This window comes from Acidisoma sp. L85 (assembly GCF_009765865.1).
In the GTDB taxonomy this organism is placed as follows: domain Bacteria; phylum Pseudomonadota; class Alphaproteobacteria; order Acetobacterales; family Acetobacteraceae; genus Acidisoma.
The window spans coordinates 298,858-317,586 of the sequence record NZ_LMUQ01000061.1 but is presented as its reverse complement, the minus strand read 5'-3'; the positions used below and the strand labels follow the sequence as shown (position 1 = coordinate 317,586).

The 18,729-nt window shown below is 63.1% G+C and carries 16 protein-coding genes, 1 tRNA gene and 1 pseudogene; 9 read left to right on the top strand and 9 right to left on the bottom strand.

Annotated elements, in window-relative coordinates:
• The first annotated feature begins 176 nt into the window (after positions 1-176).
• The 6 genes and pseudogenes from GSQ83_RS31430 (at position 177) to GSQ83_RS19855 (ending at position 6,214) form a co-directional block, all read left to right on the top strand.
• A pseudogene (locus GSQ83_RS31430) lies at positions 177-932 on the top strand (DUF6932 family protein).
• A gap of 156 nt (positions 933-1,088) precedes the next feature.
• Positions 1,089-2,357, top strand: coding sequence for a glucose-1-phosphate adenylyltransferase (gene glgC, locus GSQ83_RS19875; protein WP_158804608.1), 1,269 nt, complete (start codon positions 1,089-1,091; stop codon positions 2,355-2,357).
• Complete coding sequence (gene glgA, locus GSQ83_RS19870; protein ID WP_158804607.1) at positions 2,354-3,805, top strand: glycogen synthase GlgA; 1,452 nt, start codon at positions 2,354-2,356, stop codon at positions 3,803-3,805. Before glgC ends, glgA begins: the two co-directional genes overlap by 4 nt.
• The gene (locus GSQ83_RS19865; RefSeq protein ID WP_254065796.1) at positions 3,802-4,212 is read left to right on the top strand and encodes a DUF4345 domain-containing protein; all 411 of its coding nucleotides are present in this window, start codon (positions 3,802-3,804) and stop codon (positions 4,210-4,212) included. The genes glgA and GSQ83_RS19865 overlap by 4 nt, the downstream gene beginning before the upstream one ends.
• Positions 4,213-4,243: 31 nt before the next feature.
• Positions 4,244-6,049 carry a translation elongation factor 4 gene (lepA, locus tag GSQ83_RS19860; protein ID WP_158804606.1) on the top strand — a complete coding sequence of 602 codons (1,806 nt, stop codon included), beginning with the start codon at positions 4,244-4,246 and terminating at the stop codon, positions 6,047-6,049.
• Between the two features lie 75 nt (positions 6,050-6,124).
• Positions 6,125-6,214: transfer RNA gene (locus GSQ83_RS19855), tRNA-Ser, on the top strand.
• Between the two features lie 37 nt (positions 6,215-6,251).
• Here the strand turns inward: GSQ83_RS19855 and GSQ83_RS19850 are convergent.
• The 7 genes from GSQ83_RS19850 to GSQ83_RS19820 all read right to left on the bottom strand — a co-directional run bounded on the left by GSQ83_RS19850 (position 6,252) and on the right by GSQ83_RS19820 (position 13,468).
• Positions 6,252-7,877: an FGGY-family carbohydrate kinase gene (locus GSQ83_RS19850; RefSeq protein ID WP_158804605.1), complete on the bottom strand. Its 1,626-nt coding sequence runs from the start codon at positions 7,875-7,877 to the stop codon at positions 6,252-6,254.
• 35 nt (positions 7,878-7,912) lie between these two features.
• A complete protein-coding gene (locus GSQ83_RS19845) occupies positions 7,913-8,641 on the bottom strand; it encodes an SDR family oxidoreductase (protein ID WP_158804604.1) in 729 nt (242 codons plus the stop codon).
• A 108-nt stretch (positions 8,642-8,749) separates the two neighbouring features.
• Positions 8,750-10,000, bottom strand: a complete 1,251-nt coding sequence (locus GSQ83_RS19840) for a sugar ABC transporter permease (protein WP_158804603.1) — start codon at positions 9,998-10,000, stop codon at positions 8,750-8,752.
• Positions 9,997-10,818 carry an ATP-binding cassette domain-containing protein gene (locus GSQ83_RS19835; RefSeq protein ID WP_158804602.1) on the bottom strand — a complete coding sequence of 274 codons (822 nt, stop codon included), beginning with the start codon at positions 10,816-10,818 and terminating at the stop codon, positions 9,997-9,999. The genes GSQ83_RS19840 and GSQ83_RS19835 overlap by 4 nt, the downstream gene beginning before the upstream one ends.
• 72 nt (positions 10,819-10,890) lie before the next feature.
• Complete coding sequence (locus GSQ83_RS19830) at positions 10,891-11,979, bottom strand: sugar ABC transporter substrate-binding protein (protein ID WP_158804601.1); 1,089 nt, start codon at positions 11,977-11,979, stop codon at positions 10,891-10,893.
• A 65-nt stretch (positions 11,980-12,044) separates the two neighbouring features.
• Positions 12,045-12,959, bottom strand: a complete 915-nt coding sequence (locus GSQ83_RS19825) for an AraC family transcriptional regulator (protein ID WP_158804600.1) — start codon at positions 12,957-12,959, stop codon at positions 12,045-12,047.
• Between the two features lie 308 nt (positions 12,960-13,267).
• A complete protein-coding gene (locus GSQ83_RS19820) occupies positions 13,268-13,468 on the bottom strand; it encodes a hypothetical protein (RefSeq protein ID WP_158804599.1) in 201 nt (66 codons plus the stop codon).
• A gap of 313 nt (positions 13,469-13,781) precedes the next feature.
• Here GSQ83_RS19820 and GSQ83_RS19815 point away from each other — a divergent pair, with 313 nt between their 5' ends.
• Positions 13,782-13,952 (top strand): hypothetical protein, encoded by a 171-nt coding sequence (locus GSQ83_RS19815; protein WP_158804598.1) that lies wholly within the window; start codon positions 13,782-13,784, stop codon positions 13,950-13,952.
• An 82-nt stretch (positions 13,953-14,034) separates the two neighbouring features.
• Here GSQ83_RS19815 and GSQ83_RS19810 read toward each other — a convergent pair whose 3' ends face one another.
• On the bottom strand, positions 14,035-15,513 hold the full coding sequence (locus GSQ83_RS19810; RefSeq protein ID WP_158804597.1) for an NCS1 family nucleobase:cation symporter-1: 1,479 nt from the start codon (positions 15,511-15,513) through the stop codon (positions 14,035-14,037).
• A gap of 118 nt (positions 15,514-15,631) precedes the next feature.
• Here GSQ83_RS19810 and GSQ83_RS19805 point away from each other — a divergent pair, with 118 nt between their 5' ends.
• Positions 15,632-17,134, top strand: a complete 1,503-nt coding sequence (locus GSQ83_RS19805; protein WP_158804596.1) for an NAD(P)/FAD-dependent oxidoreductase — start codon at positions 15,632-15,634, stop codon at positions 17,132-17,134.
• A 111-nt stretch (positions 17,135-17,245) separates the two neighbouring features.
• Here the strand turns inward: GSQ83_RS19805 and GSQ83_RS19800 are convergent, their stop codons facing one another.
• Complete coding sequence (locus tag GSQ83_RS19800; RefSeq protein WP_158804595.1) at positions 17,246-17,764, bottom strand: hypothetical protein; 519 nt, start codon at positions 17,762-17,764, stop codon at positions 17,246-17,248.
• Between the two features lie 279 nt (positions 17,765-18,043).
• Between GSQ83_RS19800 and GSQ83_RS19795 the strand changes: the two genes are divergently transcribed.
• Positions 18,044-18,667, top strand: a complete 624-nt coding sequence (locus GSQ83_RS19795) for a LysE family translocator (RefSeq protein WP_158804594.1) — start codon at positions 18,044-18,046, stop codon at positions 18,665-18,667.
• The last annotated feature ends 62 nt before the right edge of the window (positions 18,668-18,729 follow it).

The following is an 18,729-nucleotide window of genomic DNA, read 5'->3' as shown; positions in this document are numbered from 1 at the left end:
CCATCTCTGGGTCGGGGAGGGGGCGGGCTATGGCAGGAGATGGCGGACGCGGCAAGCGGGCCATAGGCGGGAATGATTCATACCACCTTCGAAGCCTTGGGCGATGTCGCGTGCGGCGAGCGAAGGACCCAAATAGGGACGGGCCAAAAAGCTTCGATTAACTAATACCTAGTCGAATGAACGCTCCGAGGAGTCAACCGGACCAACGTCCGCAGGAGTTGCGAGCTACAACGAGCCGACTGCGGCAGGGCGAGTGTCATCTTCAACCCGTGCGCCAGGGGCAATTACCCGGCCACGACGGCCTTCGCGACCTAGCTTGGCTCGACATAATTGCTAAATCCCCACCGAAGGATTCGAAGCATGGCGCAGCCTTGCGGCTGGAGCCCCGCGTGCGTCAGCCGAACCATGACAAAAGAACCGGGCTGCCACTCGCCTCCGGGCGTCCGAGGGTCGGATTCTCAACGGCGATCCCCCCACTCGACATGCGGACAGGGGTTCTGCCGCCCGGAATCCATGACGCGACGTGGCAAGATTTCGCGTCCAGCTACGGTTCCAACCCGCATCGCCAGAACTTACTCCAAGGTATGCACAGGGCCTTGCTCGAACTCTGGTGAGCTGGCTGCGGCTCGGTGATCATTGGCGGCAGCTTCGTCACCCGAAAGCGACTACCGAACGATTACGATGGGTGCTGGGATCCGACGGGCGTCGATGTCAGTTTGCTCGACCCGGTGATGTTGCCGCCCAACAATGGGGATCCCCGCAAGTTCGATGGGATGAAGGCCAAATACGGGGGTGAGCTTATCCCCGCGCGGTGGCCCTCTTCGAACCCCGAGGTTGCGAGTTTGATTGATTACTTCCAGTTCAACACCCGCAAGGTGATTCCGACTGGGGTTGTGCGGGTCAACCTAAAAACCTTGGACGGACGTAATTAGAGGCGCCAGGGCCGGAACTAACCAGGCCGCCTGCGCCGACCAACCCTGACAGATCACGGAACTCGCCGCCGGTTGAGACCGCATTTTGCAACATATGGACCCTGCTTCTTTTTCTCGGCGTTCATACGTAAGGTCCTCGAAAAGGGAGGGCCAAGAATGAACGCACAACAGCGCCCGCTGGCACCGCTCTCGCGGACCGCGATGGCTTATGTACTGGCCGGAGGCCGCGGCAGCCGGCTGATGGAGATGACGGACCGGCGGGCCAAGCCCGCCGTCTACTTCGGCTGCAAGTCCCGGATCATCGATTTCGCCCTGTCGAACGCCCTGAACTCCGGCATTCGCCGCATGGCGGTGGCGACCCAGTACAAGGCCCACAGCCTGATCCGCCATCTTCAGCGCGGCTGGACCTTCCTGCGGCCCGAGCGTAACGAGAGCTTCGACATTCTGCCCGCCAGCCAGAGGGTTAGCGAGACCCAGTGGTATGCCGGCACGGCCGATGCCGTGTTCCAAAACATCGACATCATCGAGAGCTACGGGCCCGAATACCTGGTCATTCTCGCCGGCGATCACGTCTATAAAATGGACTATGAGCTCATGCTGACCCAGCATGAGGAGAACAACGCGGACGTCACCGTCGCCTGCCTCGAGGTGCCGTTGCAGGATGCCACCGCCTTCGGCGTAGTCGCGGTGGCCGAGCAGGATCGCATCATTTCTTTCCTGGAAAAGCCCAAGAACCCGCCGCCGATGCCCGATAACCCGCTCATGAGCTTCGCCAGCATGGGCATCTATGTCTTCCGCACCAAATTCCTGTTCGACCAGCTTCGCCGAGACGCCGCCGATAGCAATTCCAGCCATGATTTCGGCAAGGACATCATCCCTCACCTCGTCGAGAAGGGCCGAGCCTTCGCCCACCGCTTTACCGAATCCTGCGTGCGGTCGAGTGAGCAGGCGGAGCCCTATTGGCGCGACGTCGGCACCGTCGAGGCCTATTGGCAGGCCAATATCGATCTCACGGACGTCATTCCGCCGCTCGACCTTTATGATTCGAACTGGCCGATCTGGTCGAATTCGGAGCTCAGCCCGCCAGCTAAATTCGTGCACGACATCGATGGCCGGCGGGGCCAGGCGATTACATCCCTGGTCTCCGGCGGTTGCATCGTCTCGGGCTCGTCGGTGCGGCGCTCGCTGCTCTTCACTGGTGTGAGGGCGCATTCGCATAGCAGCGTCGAGGAAGGGGTCATTCTGCCCTATGTCGATATCGGCCGGAACGCGCGGCTGTCGAAGGTCGTGGTCGATGCGGGGGTGCATATTCCGGACGGCCTCGTGGTCGGCGAGGATCCCATCCTCGACGGCAAGCGTTTCAGGCGCACCGAATCCGGCATCTGCCTCATCACCCAGCCGATGATCGACGCGCTATCGCAATGAGCGTGCTCCGGGTTCTGGCGGTCGCCTCGGAGTTCTTCCCGCTCGTCAAGACTGGCGGCCTCGCTGATGTCGTGGGCGCGTTGCCCGCGGCGCTGGCACCGGCCGGGGTAGAGGTTACGACGCTGCTGCCCGGCTACCCGGCGGTGCTGGATGGCTTGGAGGCGGCCGAGGCCGCCTTCATCTTGCCGGACCTTTGCGGCGAGCCGGCGACAATTCGGGCGGGACGCTCCGGGCGCGCGCGGTTGCTGGTGATCGACGCGCCGCATCTCTATGCCCGGCCCGGCAATCCCTATACCTCCGCGACCGGCGCCGACTGGCCGGACAATGCCCAGCGTTTCGCGGCGCTGGCCATGGTCGGCGCCATGGTGGCGCGCGGGCGATGGCCGGGCTACCGGCCGGACGCCGTGCATGCCCATGACTGGCAGGCCGGGCTGCTGCCGGCCTATCTGCGCTTCGGCGAAGGCGAGACGGCGCCGCCGCCCTCAGTCTTCACTGTCCACAATCTCGCTTTCCAGGGTCAGTTTCCGTCGGCGTTGCTGCCGTCGCTTGGGTTGCCCTGGGCGGCGTACACACCCGGCGGCGTCGAATATTACGACAGCATCGGCTTCCTGAAGGCGGGGTTGCAGCTTGCCGACCGCGTGACGACGGTCTCGCCCACCTATGCCGCCGAGATCCGGACAGCCGAGAGCGGCATGGGTCTCGACGGCGTCCTGCGCGCGCGAGGCGCCAATGTCAGCGGTATCATCAACGGCATCGACACGGATGTATGGAACCCCGCGACGGACAGCGTCATCGCCCGCCGATTCACCGTCGACCGGCCGGAGGATCGCGCCGCGAACAAGGCGGCGCTCTGCGACCGCTTCGGACTTGACCCGAAAGCGCTGCTCTTCGGTATCGTGAGCCGCTTGACCTGGCAGAAGGGCATGGACCTCATGCCGCATGCGATCGAGACGATCGCTGGGCTGGGCGCTGGTATCGCCATTCTCGGCGCGGGTCAGGCTGAGTTGCAGGCCGTCATCGCGGGCACGTCGGAGCGCTTCGGCATGGGCCTGCTGCTCGGCTATGACGAGACGCTCGCCCATCTCATCTACGCGGGCACCGACGCTTTGCTTATCCCGTCCCGTTTCGAGCCTTGCGGCCTCACCCAGCTCTGCGCCATGCGTTATGGCTGCCTGCCGGTGGTTTCTCGCGTCGGCGGACTGGCTGACACTGTGATCGACGGCAATGAGGCGGCGCTGGCCGCCGGCGTCGCCACCGGCTTCCAGTTCGCCGATGTGGACGCGGCTTCGCTGGACGCGGCGGTCAGTCGCGTAGCCACAACCTGGGCCGACCAGGCGCTGTGGCGCCGCCTGCAGCGAAACGCCATGGCGAGTGATGTGGGCTGGTCGCGCTCGGCTGGTCGCTACGCGGCGCTGTTCCGGGCAGCGGTGAGCGGCGCGACCGGGTGATCGGCTTGCCACAGGGCCATGGCGAGGTCGTGGCGCTGCGTGTCGCGGTCGCGCTTGGCGGGGTTGTGCCGGTGGTGGCGGGTGGTGCTGGCGTCCTGGCCGGGCTCGGGATGCTGGGGATCGAGCCGCATGCCTTCGTCACGCTCGACAGCCACTACCGCTATCTCTCAGGATTGCTTCTCGGCATCGGTCTGGCCTTCTGGAGCACCATTCCTCGGATCGAGTCGCAGGGCGGTCGCTTCCGCCTGCTGACCCTGCTGATCGTTATCGGCGGCCTCGGCCGCCTCTACGCCCTGCTGACCACGGAGGTGCCGGCGCCTCCAATGCTCTTCGGCCTTGCCATGGAATTGGTTGTGACACCTGCCCTTTGCTTGTGGCAGGCCCGGGTCGCTGCGCAATCCCGCTGACAGCGGGGCTCGCTTCGCCTATGTGACGCGCATGACCGACACGCCGCTCGCCCTCATCCGCAACTTCTCCATCATCGCCCATATCGACCACGGGAAGTCGACGCTCGCCGATCGCCTGATCCAGGCGACTGGGGGGCTCACCGCCCGCGAAATGACCGAGCAGGTGCTCGATACCATGGAGCTTGAGAAGGAGCGGGGCATCACCATCAAGGCGCAGACCGTGCGCCTGTCCTACACGGCGAAGGACGGCCAGACCTATGCCCTCAACCTCATGGACACGCCGGGGCATGTCGACTTCGCCTATGAGGTCAGCCGGTCGCTCGCGGCCTGTGAGGGCTCGCTGCTCATCGTTGACGCGAGCCAGGGGGTAGAGGCGCAAACCCTCGCCAATGTCTATCAGGCCATCGATGCCGGGCATGAGATCGTGCCGGTGCTCAACAAGATCGACCTGCCGGCGGCCGAACCCGACCGCGTGAAGGAGCAGATCGAGGACGTGATCGGCCTCGACGCCTCGGATGCCGTGATGATCAGCGCCAAGACCGGCCTCAACATCGAGGGCGTGCTGGAGGCGCTGGTGACCCGCCTGCCGCCGCCCACGGGCGATGCCGAGGCGCCGCTGAAGGCCCTGCTGGTGGACAGCTGGTACGACGCCTATCTCGGCGTCATCATCCTGGTGCGGATCAAGGATGGGCGCCTCAAGCGCGGCATGCGGATCCGCATGATGGCGAAGGGCTCGACCCATACCGTCGATCAGGTCGGCTTCTTCCGCCCCAAGATGGAGCCGGTGGACGAGCTTGGGCCGGGCGAGATGGGCTATATCAACGCCGCCATCAAGACCGTCGCCGATTGCGATGTCGGCGATACCATCACCGATGACCGCCGGCCGGCGAGCCAGGCTTTGGCGGGCTTCAAACCCTCGATCCCCGTTGTCTGGTGCGGGCTGTTCCCGGTGGATGCCGATGACTTCGAGAAGCTGCGGGAAAGCCTGGGCAAGCTGCGCCTGAACGACGCGAGCTTCCATTACGAGGCCGAAAGCTCGGCGGCGCTGGGCTTCGGCTTCCGCTGCGGTTTTCTTGGATTGCTGCATCTGGAGATCATCCAGGAGCGGCTGTCGCGCGAATTCGACCTCGACCTGATCGCGACGGCGCCTTCGGTGGTCTACCACATCACCCGCACTGACGGGAGCGTGGAGGAACTGCACAACCCCTCCGATATGCCGGAACCGATGCAGATCGCCCATATCGACGAGCCCTGGATCAAGGCGACCATCATGGTGCCGGATGAGCACCTCGGCTCCGTCCTGACGCTGTGCAACGAGCGGCGGGGCCAGCAGCTTGACCTCACCTATGTCGGCAATCGCGCGATGGCGGTCTACAAGCTGCCGCTGAACGAGGTTGTGTTCGATTTCTACGACCGGCTGAAATCGACCACGCGTGGCTATGCGAGCTTCGACTATCAGATGGACAGTTACGCCGAGAGCGACCTGGTGCGGATTTCCATCCTGGTCAATCAGGACCCGGTGGATGCGCTGAGCTTCGTCGCCCATCGCTCGGCGGCTGAGGCGAGGGGCCGCTCGATCTGCGCCAAGCTCAAGGAGCTGATCCCCAAGCAGCTCTTCAAGATCGCCATCCAGGCGGCGATCGGCGGCCGCATCGTGGCGCGCGAGACAATCGGCGCGATGTCCAAGGACGTGACCGCCAAGTGCTACGGCGGCGACATCAGCCGCAAGCGCAAGCTGCTGGACAAGCAGAAGGAAGGCAAAAAGCGGATGCGGCAGTTCGGCAAGGTCGAAATCCCGCAGAGCGCCTTCCTCGCCGCCCTGAAGATCGACGCCTGAGGGGGCCGGGGCAGGGGCCTTTGCCCGCAGGTGGCTTGCTGCGGGTCGCGCTTCCAGCTAGATACCGCCGCCGCTGGAGAGATGGCCGAGTGGTTTAAGGCGCACGCTTGGAAAGCGTGTGTGCGTGAAAGCGTACCGTGGGTTCGAATCCCACTCTCTCCGCCACGCAGCCCAAGTCTCCACTATCGCGATTGCCGCGCGCCTAACCCGCCCCCGCCATCGCCTCCCGATACGCCACCTGATCCTCGTGTAGCCGCTGGAACACCCGGTACTTCGCGTCATGGTAGCCGCGCACGGCGACGTTCGGTTCAATAATCCGCCCCGCCTTCGTCATCGCCGACATGCCGTCGCGCACGCTGGCGTAAGCGCCCGACGCCACCGCGCCGAGGATCGCGGCGCCCAGCAGCACGGCGTCGCCTTCGCGCGCCAAAACGATCCGGCAACCCGTCGCATCCGCGTGTTCGCGCAGGAAAATCGGGTTCTTCGTCCCACCACCCGAAGCGAGGATCGTGTCGATCGTGTAGCCGCTCGCGTTCATCGTCTCGATGATTTGCCGTGTGCCGTAAGCGACAGCCTGGATCGTTGCGAGATACAGACGCGCGAGATCGTCGGGACCGGCCCCGAGGTCGAGACCGCTGATCGTGCCGCGGAGCGTGCTGTCCGCGTGCGGTGAGCGGTTGCCGAGGAAGTCGGGATCGACATGTAGCGCGCGCGTCACCGCGGCCGGAAAGCTTTCGCTTTCGGCCAACCGCGCGAGACGCTCGTTCAGCATCACGTAGATGCTGCCTTCGGCAGACGCGAGTTCGGCATAGGCGGCGTGCGTGCGGATGATGTGGTCGATCAGGCTGCCCGTCGCGGATTGGCCGCCCTCGTTGAGCCAGAGACCCGGCACCATCGCGGCGAAATACGGCCCCCAGACGCCCGGCACGAACACCGGATCCACGGACACGGCCATGTGGCAGGACGAGGTGCCGCCAACAAGCGCCACGCGGCGGCGCAAGGTCGCGTCATCGGGGCCATCCGCGCCGTCGAGCGCCACGCCGATCGTGCCGATGCCGCCGGCATGGGCGTCGATCGCGGAGGTGCCGACAGGCGTGCCCAATGGCAGGCCCAGCTCGGCGGCCGCGCGCGCATCAAGGCCCGCGCCCACCGATGTTCCGAGGGGAAGCACTTCGCGGCCGATCCGGGCGAAGCCTTCATCGACAAGATCGCCGAGACCGACGGCTCGCAGATAGCCGTCATCCCAACGGTTTTCGTGGCCGAGATAGGTCCATTTGCACACGAGCGAGCAGAGCGAGCGGCTTTCGGAGCCGGTGGCGCGCCACGTCAGGTAATCGGGGAGGTCGAAGAAATGCCGAGCGCGCCGCCAAGAATCCGGCCGATGCGTCTTGAGCCAGACGAGTTTCGGCGTTTCCATCTCGAGCGAAACACGGCCGCCGACATAGCGGAGGACATTATGCCCGCCCGCATTGATCCGTTCGGCCTCGGCAACTGCCCGGTGATCCATCCAGACAATGACGTTCCATTCGTCTTGCCCCTCCGCGCCCACGGCGACCGGCGCGCCTTCCGCGTCCACGACGACAAGCGAGCAGGTGGCGTCGAAGCCAATTCCTTTGACGGTCACGTCGCCGCTGGTAGCGACGGCAGCGCGGACCGCTTCGACAACCGCACGCCAGATGTCGCCGGACGACTGCTCGACGTGATTCGGATGCGGCCGGTTCATCCTGATGGGAACGACATGCTGACCGAGAGCCTCGCCGCCCCGCGTGAAGACGCCGGCGCGCGCGCTTCCGGTGCCGACATCGACCCCGACGAATGCTTCGGTCATCGCGCTACTCCTCCTCCACCCGGCTGTCGGTGACCTCAGAGATCCAGGTTCTGCGGCAGGATGACCAGATCGCGGATGACGATGTTGCGTGGCCTGGTCACCATGAAGAGCACGGCGGCGGCTACTTCCTTTGGCTCCATCACGCTGCCCGTCGCGATCGCGTCCTCAAGCTTGGCTTTCGGCCAGTCGTCCAGCAACGCGGTCACCACCGGGCCGGGCAAAACGCCGCCCACGCGAATACCGTGTTTGGAGACCTGCCGCCGGACCGTGTGGACGAAGGCCTGAACGGCGTGTTTGGAGGCGGTGTAAATTGGCTCCCAGACGACGGGAACGACACCGGCGACTGAACTCGTCACGATGATATCCCCGGTCCTACGCTCGACCATATGCGGCAGCACGGCGCGGATCGACCGGAAAGTGGCGTTTATGTTGAGGTTGAGCATGCGGTCCCAGGCATCCGCATCGCCATCCACAACATGCCCGCCGACATAGGATCCCGCGTTGGCGTGGAAGATGTCGAGCTGGCCGAACTTCTCCAGGATTTGTGGCAACATCCCTTCCACGCTGGCGGCGTCTGTAAGGTTGACGACAACCGGAAGGGCGCCCGAGCCCAGTTCGCGGCACAGCCCCTGGAGCTTTTCCCCATCCCGATCGACCAATGCCACGCGTGCCCCGGCCGCCAGGAAGGTTCTCGCGCATTCGAGCCCGATGCCCGATGCGGCGCCGGTAACCGCCGCTACCTTTCCCGAAAGTTCGTTGTCCATGTGGCTTCCTCTCGATGAGCTGGATGCTGGGCAAGCCGGGCGCTTCGCCTCGCTCCGGCGCTATCCGTGTGGTCAACCTGTGTCGTGCTGACGAGTTTATCCGCGGGCTTACGCTCTGCCGTGTGAGACGCGCGAGCGGCGAGCGAGTGAATCAACGATGACCGCGATCGCGAGAACGCCTCCGGTAATCATGTAGCGCAGCGATGAGGATAGATCGAGCAAGGTCAATCCGCTCGCGATCGACTGGATGACGATGATTCCGAGCAATGCCGAATAGGCGCTGCCCCGGCCACCAAACAGACTGGTGCCTCCAATGACCGCGGCCGCGATGGCATCGAGGTTAACGTCTCCCGTGCCGGCCTGTTGGCTCGCCGAGGCAAGGCGCGCGGAGGCGAGCACGCCGCCGAGTGCCGCCAGCATCGAACAAAGGATGAAGGCGCTGGAATAGATGAGGCGGACATTGATACCGGCGCGGCGTGCCGCTTCCCGGTTGCCGCCGACGGCCGTGACCCAGCGCCCCCATGTCGTCCGCGTCAGCGCATAATTCAGCGCGACGACCAGGCCGACAAAGAGGCCAAACATCCAGGGAACACCACGGTCCTGGTTGAGGTAGATGGCGAGTGCTTCAAGCACGACCACGACAATGATCGCGCGGAAAAGCAGCTTGTTGAGCGATTGCGACGAGAGGCCCGCCGCCTGGCGACGCGTTGCCGTGCGGTAGCCGGTGACGAAGGCGAGGATTCCGGCGAGCGCGGCGATGGCATAGGCGACGACATGCGGCATGAAGAGCGACTGGCCGAAATTCACCATCGCCGAGCCATAGGGCAGATTGATCGATCCGCTCTGGCCGAGGATGTAGAGTTGCAGACCAAGAACGGCGAGCAGGCCCGACAGTGTCGAGACGAAGCTCGGCATGCCGAAGCGGTTGAACAGCAGCGCATAGAGGCTGCCGATCAGGCCACCGGCCGCCACCGCGGCGATGATCGCGAGCCAGACCGGTAGGCCCTCGTTGACCCACAAGACGCCCACCACGGCCGAGGCGAAGCCGCTGACCGAGCCGACCGACAGGTCGATCTCGCCCACCATCAGAATGCAGACGATGCCGAGCGAGATAATGCCCACGGTCGAGGAATCGAAGAGCAGGTTGACGAGATTATTGCTCGACAGGAAGACCGAGTTGAGGCTTTGGAAAACCGTCCAGATGATCGCCAGCCCGACAACGACCGGCAAGGCTCCGAGTTCGCCCGAACGGACCCGATCGAAGAAAGCGCGGATCGCGCCGCCGATGCCGGTTTCGTGCGTGACACGTTCGTCCGCGCGATCGAGCAGCGGGGCGGGGCCTTCCTTGTCGCCGCTCACGGCTGAGCTTCCTGCGCAGGAGCGGTTTGGGCTCGCCGTCGTCCCGACCGGCGGGACACGGCATTGTCGGACGCGCCGGTAATCGCGCTGACGAGTTCCTGGTTCGAGGCGTCCGGATAGAAGACACCGTTATTGCGCCCGAGCCGCAGCACGACGATCCGGTCCGCGACGGCGCGCACATCCTCCATATTATGGCTGATCATGACCACACCGAGCCCGCGATCCCGTACCCGCTCGATCAGATCGAGCACTTCGGCCGTCTGCGCGACTCCAAGTGCCGCTGTGGGCTCGTCAAGCAGGATCAATTTCGGCTCCAGCAACAAGGATCGCGCGATCGCCACGGTTTGGCGTTGGCCGCCAGAGAGCGCATTCACCGGTTGCCGCACGCTCGGGATCCGCGCGGAGAGTTCGCGGAGGAGGGTCCAGGCCCGCATCTCCATCGCGACCTCATCCAGTTGCAGCGGATGCAGTTCCTTGCCGAGGAAGATATTGGCGACGACATCCAGATTCTCGCAAAGCGCGAGATCCTGGAAGACCGTCGCGATGCCGAGGGCGAGTGACGCGCTGGGATCGGCGAGCGTCACTGTTTGGCCGCGAAACGTCATGGTGCCGGCGCTGGCCTGATGCACACCCGCGAGGATTTTGATGAGCGTGGACTTTCCCGCCCCATTATCGCCGACGAGGGCCACGACCTCACCCGCTTGAACGTCGAGATCGATCTCGGTCAGCGCCGAAACCGCGCCGAAATGCTTGGAGATGCCGCGAAGGCTGAGTACCAGCTCGCCCGCCGCTACTGGTGCCTGAACCTTGTCCATCATGCACGACCTGCCCTTGCGTTGCCGTTGGTCGACGAGATCGGTCCGGCCGTATGAGCGGCCGGACCTTTGATCTCAGGGGGCGATGCCCAGTGTCTTGCAGCCATCCGCATAGCGGCCGGTGCAAAGCACGGAGGCGGGCTCAATGGGTTTGCCGTTAATCATCCGGTCGACGATCTGCTCTTTCAGGTTGCCGGAGGTGACGAGTGTCGGCGTGAAGAGCTGTGTCGGCGTACCGAACAGCGTCGTGTCGGCCTTGGGCGCCTGGCCCGAAAGGAGCTGCACCGCGACATCCGCCGCCGCCGCGCCGACGATCTCGCTCGGCTTGGAGATGGTGTTGTATTGGTCGCCCGCGATGATGAGCTGCAGCCCGGCGATTGTCGCATCATTGCCCGTCACCGGAGGCACCGGGTTGACGCCGGCCGCCTTGAAGGCCGCGATGGCCGCGCCGCCGGTGCCGTCATTCGCCGCGACGACGCCGACGATTTTCTTGCCGAACCGCGAGACCTGGCCACCGACCCATTGTTGCGCCTTGCTCGGATCCCAGTTCGGCGTGTCGTATTCCGCGAGGGTCTCGTAGCCGCTGCCAGCAAGACCTTCGTGAACGCCTTTCTTGATGAGCCCGGCCGCCGCATCGGTCGGCGAGCCATTGACCTCAAGCAGTCCGGTGCCGCTCGGCGAGACATTGGTCGCCTTGAGGTGCTGCACGAGTGACTGCGCGATGACTTTGCCGATCTCCTCGTTGTTGAAAGAGACATAGTAATCGGCCTTGGCGGAGGGAATGGGCCGGTCGTAGGCGATGACTTTGATGCCCTGGCCCTGAGCCATGTGGACCAGCGACGCGGCCGCCGTCGAGTCCACAGGGTCGATGATGATCGCTTTCGCGCCCTGCGAGATGACCGAGTTGAACTGCTGTTGTTGCCGCGACGCATCGGCATCCGCGTTCTGATACAGCACGATGCAGGTCGGGCAGAGCTTCTTTACTTCGGCGACGAAGCCGGGGCGGTCGTGTTCCTCATAACGGGTCGAGCCTTCATCGGGCATGAGGAAGGCGATTTTGACATTCGAGATGGTCGTCGCGGCTTTCGCGGGTGTCGCGAAAGGCATGAGGGCGAGCGCCAGCGCGCCGATCGATTTGCACATCACGTCATTGAGGCGAGCCATTCGGGCTTCTCCGTTCTGAAGTTTCTTAGTTGTCGCGGCTGAAGTCGCTCGGGCGGCGCCGATTGTCATGCGCTCCTCGCGATGGTTTCCGGCAGAAAGGCATCTTCTATCGGTTGGCGGTCGTTCACGCGGCGATGCTGCCGGTAGGCGCGCGGCGTCATGGCCGTCTGGCTCAGGAACTGCCGGTTGAAATTCGAGACATTGTTGAAGCCGGCCTCGAAGCAGATGTCGGTGATCGGTTGATCCGACGTGGTGAGCAGACGGCAAGCACGATTGATGCGCATGCCGTTGACATAGGCTGTGAAGGTCATGCCGGTCTGGCGGTGAAAGACACGCGAGAATGCACTCGGGCTATAGCCGCTGAGTTCGGCGAGTTCGCTTTCACGGAGCGCGCAGCCGAGATTGCGCGCGATATGATCGAGTACATGGTTGATCGGCTGGGTCATGTAGACAGACGGCTTGGCACGATAGCCGACGCTTGCCAGCATGCGGCGGTCCCTCGACCGCAGTAGCAACTCGAGCAGTTGGAAGAAGAGGGCAGGGCGGGACAGCGCGTCACCTGCAAGCATCGCCCGCATCAATGGGGCGACGGCCGCGCCGGTTGCAGCGGAAAATTCGAGGCCGCGCTGCGCCTCGTCGATCAGCACCGAGAGATCGAAGGCCGGGAAGGCCCGGGTGCAGGCGCACACGAAAGCATCCGTGAATTGAAGCACGATGCAGCGTTCGTCGATCGTTGCACCTGCCGCCACGTCGCTCAGCCAATTATGCGGCAGGTTGGGCCCGGTCATCACCAGGTTGCCGGGCACGAAGGCGCCAACGTAGTCGCCGACGAAGACGCGGCCGGTCGTCGCGGTGATGAGGTGAATCTCGTATTCCGGGTGAAAATGCCAGCGGACCGTCCGGAACGGATAGCCGTGGGCCCATATCTTGAAGGGCGTGCCTTCGGCGACCGATACGATCTCGAGCTCGGGCTCGGGCATGGAGACTAGAGCCCAACCTGCGGCTGGGAAGCCCGTACGGAGCCCCCCTGCCCACCTTCTCGGGTGTCCTGCATCGTTTCCGTCCCCCGGGCCCGTGTCGATCCAAAGACCGCCGAGGCCGCTCTTTTCTTTAAAGATGGACGATAAAGCGATCGGAGGCAGAATACCTCCTCTGTTTAGCCGCTCGACTAATACTTTTTTGATCGTTCCGTCGATCCCGCGCCAATCTTGAGCGCTATGTGCCGTGCCGGAGGCTGAGTCTGGCCTCAACAGCTAGCCAATGGTTCAGGCCTTGACTCTCAGCCTGGCTACTTCTTGAGCGGCGTGATCGATGAACTGGCTGCGTGACGATGCGCCGCGGTCTCGCGCCGCGAACACTCCTCGGCGAGGAGCTCGTAGGCGCGGCCGAGCGATAGGCCCAGGACATAGGCGGCCTTCTTCATCGAGGCGCCCTCCTCATGGACGAGGCGCCAGATATCTCGCCCGGTGGGCTGGGTCGTAGTGCTCATGAGAAATCGGATCGCGCTGGATGTTGTGCAGCTTTGCATATGGCTGCTCAACGGCTTCATAAGAAGCCGCAGCTTGTCTGACCTGTATTGACGAGAAAGCTTTGGATAGGGCGCCCGCGAGGCTCCCCGGCCTTAATTCCGGCAGCGCAGCGACCTTAAGCGACAGCCGGGCGATGGCGCCGAGCGACGACGCTCCCTCACAAGCCGAGGCCGCGAGAGATAGTCGTGGAGAATCCCCTCTTGGTTGTGTAAACAACCTGTGCGTGCACGTGGAGGCCGGGATAGCACGACCCGGCTACTTGGGGGGTGTCGGATGATCGTCGCGCTAGCCCTTTTCGTCGGGCTCGCGGTGGGCTTCGTCGCGGGCCTGTTTTCCATCCGCTGGGCGACCCGCACAACGGAGGAGGCGCTGCGTGAATTCGAGCGCGGCGCGTCGGGTTCCGGTGTCGTCGACAAGACCGGCGGAGGCGTTATCCCCTCCTGATCGAGGTCAATCCCGGGGGCGAGACGGGAGCCAGCCGCCGGAGTGGACCGGCGGCTTCGAGCCTCAAGCGGCGATCGAAGGTTCACCCTCCAGCCGGAGCAGTGCGTATCGCGCTGCGTTGGCCGGCGAGCGCGACATAGATGAGTGCCCCAGCGGAGGCTCCTATGAGCCAGCCCCAGTCGCCGACGTTGAATATCACCTTATAAGCGCCGAGTAGCGACAAGCCGATCGAAAGCGCTCCCGCCAGAGCCAGCGCGATGACCGCCTTGCGGTTCCAGCCACCGTCGTAGTGGAAGGAGCCGCCGGACGACATCGTATAGAGGTCCTCGACGATGAGGGTCTGTCGCTTCACCAGATAGTAGTCAGAGACGATAATGCCGAACATCGGCCCAAGCACGGCGCCGAAGATGCTGACGAACAGCGTGATCGCCTGGGGGCTCGCGACGAACAACCACGGGCAGACAAGCACGGACAGGATCGAGGTGATCAGGCCGCCGAGGCGGAAATTGATGCGCTGCGGATATAGATTAGAAATGTCGTAGGCGGGGGAAACGAAGTTGGCGACGATATTGATGCCCATCGTCGCGACGATAAAGGTCACGGAACCGAGAATAACGACGATCGGATTGCCGATCTTTTGCACGATCAGAACGGGATCCATGATGGCGGTCCCAAATACTTTCAGCGTGCCGGCCGTAACGATCACGGTGATGATCGAGAATACCAGGAAATTGACCGGAAGCCCGAGAAAGTTGCCCTTTTTCATGGCGGACTCGTTCTTCCCGAATCGGGCGAAGTCACCGAAGTTCAACAAGAGCGCCGCGAAATAAGCCACGATCAACATTGCCGCGTTCGCCATCACGCCGATCGTCGCCGTTGTCGATGCCGCCGGAGGGCTGAGCTGCAGCGCCAAGCTGGAGAAGCCGGCATGCCAGAGGATCCAGATCGCCAAGGCGAACATAACCACGTAGACAACCGGGCCGCAGAAATCGATGAATTTGCGGATGCGCTCCATGCCGCTCAGGAAGATGACGAGCTGGAAAAGCCACATGAAGATGAAGCTGGCCCAGGCAAGCGTCGAGAGGCCCAGGACACTGTTATGGGTGAGCGACACGGTGGAGGGCGCGAGGGTGATTACCAGAACCTGCACCGCCTTGGACGCGAAGTAAGTCTGAACGCCATACCAAACTATCCCGACGATCCCGCGCACGACGGCCGCGAGGTTGGCACCCATCACACCGAACGAGATGCGGGCAACAACCGGATAGGGAATGCCGTAGCGCAGCGACGGCCGGCCGATCAGATTCATCAGGAAGTAGACGATCATGATGCCGACGAGCATCGAGATGAGAACCTGCCAGCCTGTCAGGCCCAGAAAAAACAGGCTCGCCGCGAAGGTATAGCCTCCGACGGAATGGACATCGGACATCCACATCGCAAAAAGGCTGAAGACGCCCCAGGTCCGCTCCTCGGGTTTGGTCGGAGCTAGATCGTGGTTATAAAGCTTTGGGTGGGCTCCGGTAATGACGAAGGTCGGTACCTCGCGATGGTCTGGTGGCATCGGTATCCCTCCTACGGCGCAATGAATTTTTTGTTATTGCAATAACTATGCCAATAGAGGTCCAAAACGCCTGTTCTTCCGGCCGCAAATAGGACCCGAGCGGAGAGGATCGAAACCGATGACCGAAACGAGAAGCTCCACCGAAACATCAAACGAGAGCGCCGAGCACTTTGACGTGCTGATCGCTGGCGCAGGGATTTCCGGCCTGGGGGGCGCTTATCATCTCACCAAGCAGTGCCCAGGCACCACCTTCGTCATCCTCGAAACCCAGGAAAGCTTCGGCGGCACCTGGCTCACACATCACTATCCCGGCATCCGTTCCGACACGGACCTCTATACCTTCGGCTACCGGTTCAAGCCTTGGACGAGCGCCCCGATCGCCACCGCCGCCGAGATCCTGAGCTACCTGGGTGAGGTCATCGACGACAACGAGCTTGGTCCGCGAATTCGCTATCGGCACCGGATCACTTCCGCACGCTGGTCGAGCGATGAGAAACACTGGGCAGTCGAGGCGATCCGGACCGCGACTGGCGAAACTGCCCGGTTCACCGCCAACTTCCTCTGGATGTGCCAGGGCTATTACCGGCACGCCAAGGGCTACACGCCCGAGTGGGAGGGGATGCACAGCTTCAAGGGCCAGATCGTCCATCCGCAGACCTGGCCGAAACAGCTCGACTATGCGGGCAAGAATGTTGTCGTCATTGGCTCGGGCGCGACCGCTGCAACGCTCATCCCGGCGATCGCCGATGATTGCGGCCACGTCACGATGCTGCAGCGCTCGCCGACCTATTTTAGAACGAGCCGCAACGCGATTCCGATCGCGGACGAATTGCGCGAATTGCAGATCGACGAAGCCTGGATCCACGAGATCGTGCGCAAGAGGATCTTGCGCGACCAAGCCGTGTTCGCGCGCCGTTCATTTTCTGAGCCGGAGGTCGTGAAGCAGGAGCTTTTGTCAGCCGTTCGTGCCCATCTTGGCCCAGATATCGACGTGGAGACCCACTTCACTCCGAGCTATCGGCCCTGGCGCCAACGCATCGCCTTTGTCCCTGATGGCGACCTGTTGGAGTGTATCAGAGTGGGCAGGGCGTCAGTTGTCACTGACGAGATAGTGCGCTTTACCGATTCCGGGATTCTCCTGAAATCCGGCAAGCGTCTCGATGCGGATATCATCGTCACCGCGACAGGCCTCCATCTCAACGCGCTCGGCGACATCGAGTTTTCCATTGACGGTGAACCTCTTGTCTTCGCCGACACCGTCACCTATCGCGGCATGATGTTCACGGGCGTGCCGAACATGGCCTGGGTCTTCGGCTATTTCCGGGCAGGATGGACGTTGCGGGTGGATTTGGTCGCCGATTTCGTGTGCCGTCTGCTCAACCACATGAAGGCAACGGGTGCCACCCAGGTGAGGCCGACCCTTCGGCCGCAGGACAAGGGCATGCCTTTGTTGCCCTGGATCGACCCGGAGAATTTCAATCCCGGCTATCTACTCCGTGGCCTCCACCTATTGCCGAAAAGAGGCGATAAGCCTGAGTGGCAGCATACCCAGGACTATTGGACGGAGAAGGATCAGTTTCCCGCCATCGATCTCACCGACGGCGTATTCGCTTACGAGTGATTTGGCGAGCACCCGATCCCCGCCAGCGACCGCCTCAGGCACGGATGCGGTGTGGATCACGATGCAGCGTGAACGCGGCGCCCGCGGCTTCGGGCGGATATGAAATGCTATTCAGCGTGGGAACAACCAACTCGGCAACCAACTCCAGGCGCCTCCGCCGATCGGTGCCTGGGAGGCTACAGATTGGAGCGACCGGGGCGCGCCTTCGTGGTTGTCGCAGCGCTGGATGCTGCCGGAGAAGTCGGAACAGCTTCCGAGGGTGGCGTTCCACACGAACCTCATACCCTTCTTGCCGGATGATGCATCCACGGTGGCGTTGATAACCTCGACCTTTCCATCGGGCCCGAAATGGAAGTCAACAACACCAACGCCCGAACGCTGCCTCCAGGCATAGTTACTCACGAAGTGAAGGACTCCACCGTTATCCGGCATTCCCGGCGCGTTCATCTCTCGCAGCACCTCGGCCTTCGTTGCTCCCTCCAGGCCGACCAGCAGTCCCTCCGTCAGCTCGGTGCAGGAGATGTCAGGGCGCCCCGGCTCATCTACTCCGTCGCCCCAGCATTTCGCGTTATCGGCATAGGCGGGACCGCCAAGCACGGAAACGAGCACGACCCCCAACCACAAGCGCATCCGCCCCACCAATGTTTTGCGGAAGGGTAGCGCCACTACCGCAGGCTGTCATCCGGGCGACCGATCACCTGGAAAACGGATATGGCGGCCACAGTTCGCCGAGCAAGGAGGTCGATGCCCGAGCGGCACAATCTCAGTCGTTTCCGCAAAGACAATCGTCACGTTGATGAGGCTATCGCGGATTGAGGGCTTGTTCGAACGCCGAGCCGGATGTGGATGTCTTGACCTAGCCTGGCGGCGCGTCGCTTTGTAGTCAGACGTTCTGGAAGGACCGAGTTGATGGATGTTGAAACCCTATTGACCTTCGCAGCCGTCGTGCTCGGTCTATTCCTGATTCCGGGTCCGGCCGTCCTGCTCACTCTCGCGCGAGCGACGACGGGTGGCCGTCGTGTCGGGGTGGCAACGGGGTTCGGCATCGCTTTCGGGGATCTTATTCACGCCACCATGGCAACCTTCGGTCTCTCAGCCGTGCTGATGACCTCGGCGATCGCGTTCAGTGTCGTGAAATACGTCGGCGCCGTGTACCTCATCTTTCTCGGTATAAGAGCCATCATCGAAAAGGGTCATGATCTCCAGCTCGCTCCCACGCGGCGTATCGACGCGGGTCGGGCTTTTAGGCAAGCAATCCTGGCAGAGGTTCTCAACCCGAAGACCGCGATATTCTTTTTGGCTTTTCTGCCGCAGTTTGTGCACCCTGATCATGGCTTCGTGGTTTCGCAGTTCGCCGTCCTCGGACTGATCTTCGTTGCCATGAGCGCTGGCTACACTTCACTCATCGCTCTGGCGGCTGGTTCGGTAAGCCGATGGCTCCGCCGGCACAGCCGGATTGGCCGCTGGCAGGGACGCGCTGTCGGCACGATCTATATCGCGCTTGGGGTCCGTCTCGCCTTGGAAGAGCGGTGAGCGGGCGCTGCTTTTCGAAGTTTGTTTTGTCTTTGGTCGCAGGCCCGGCTTCGGCCGGGTGT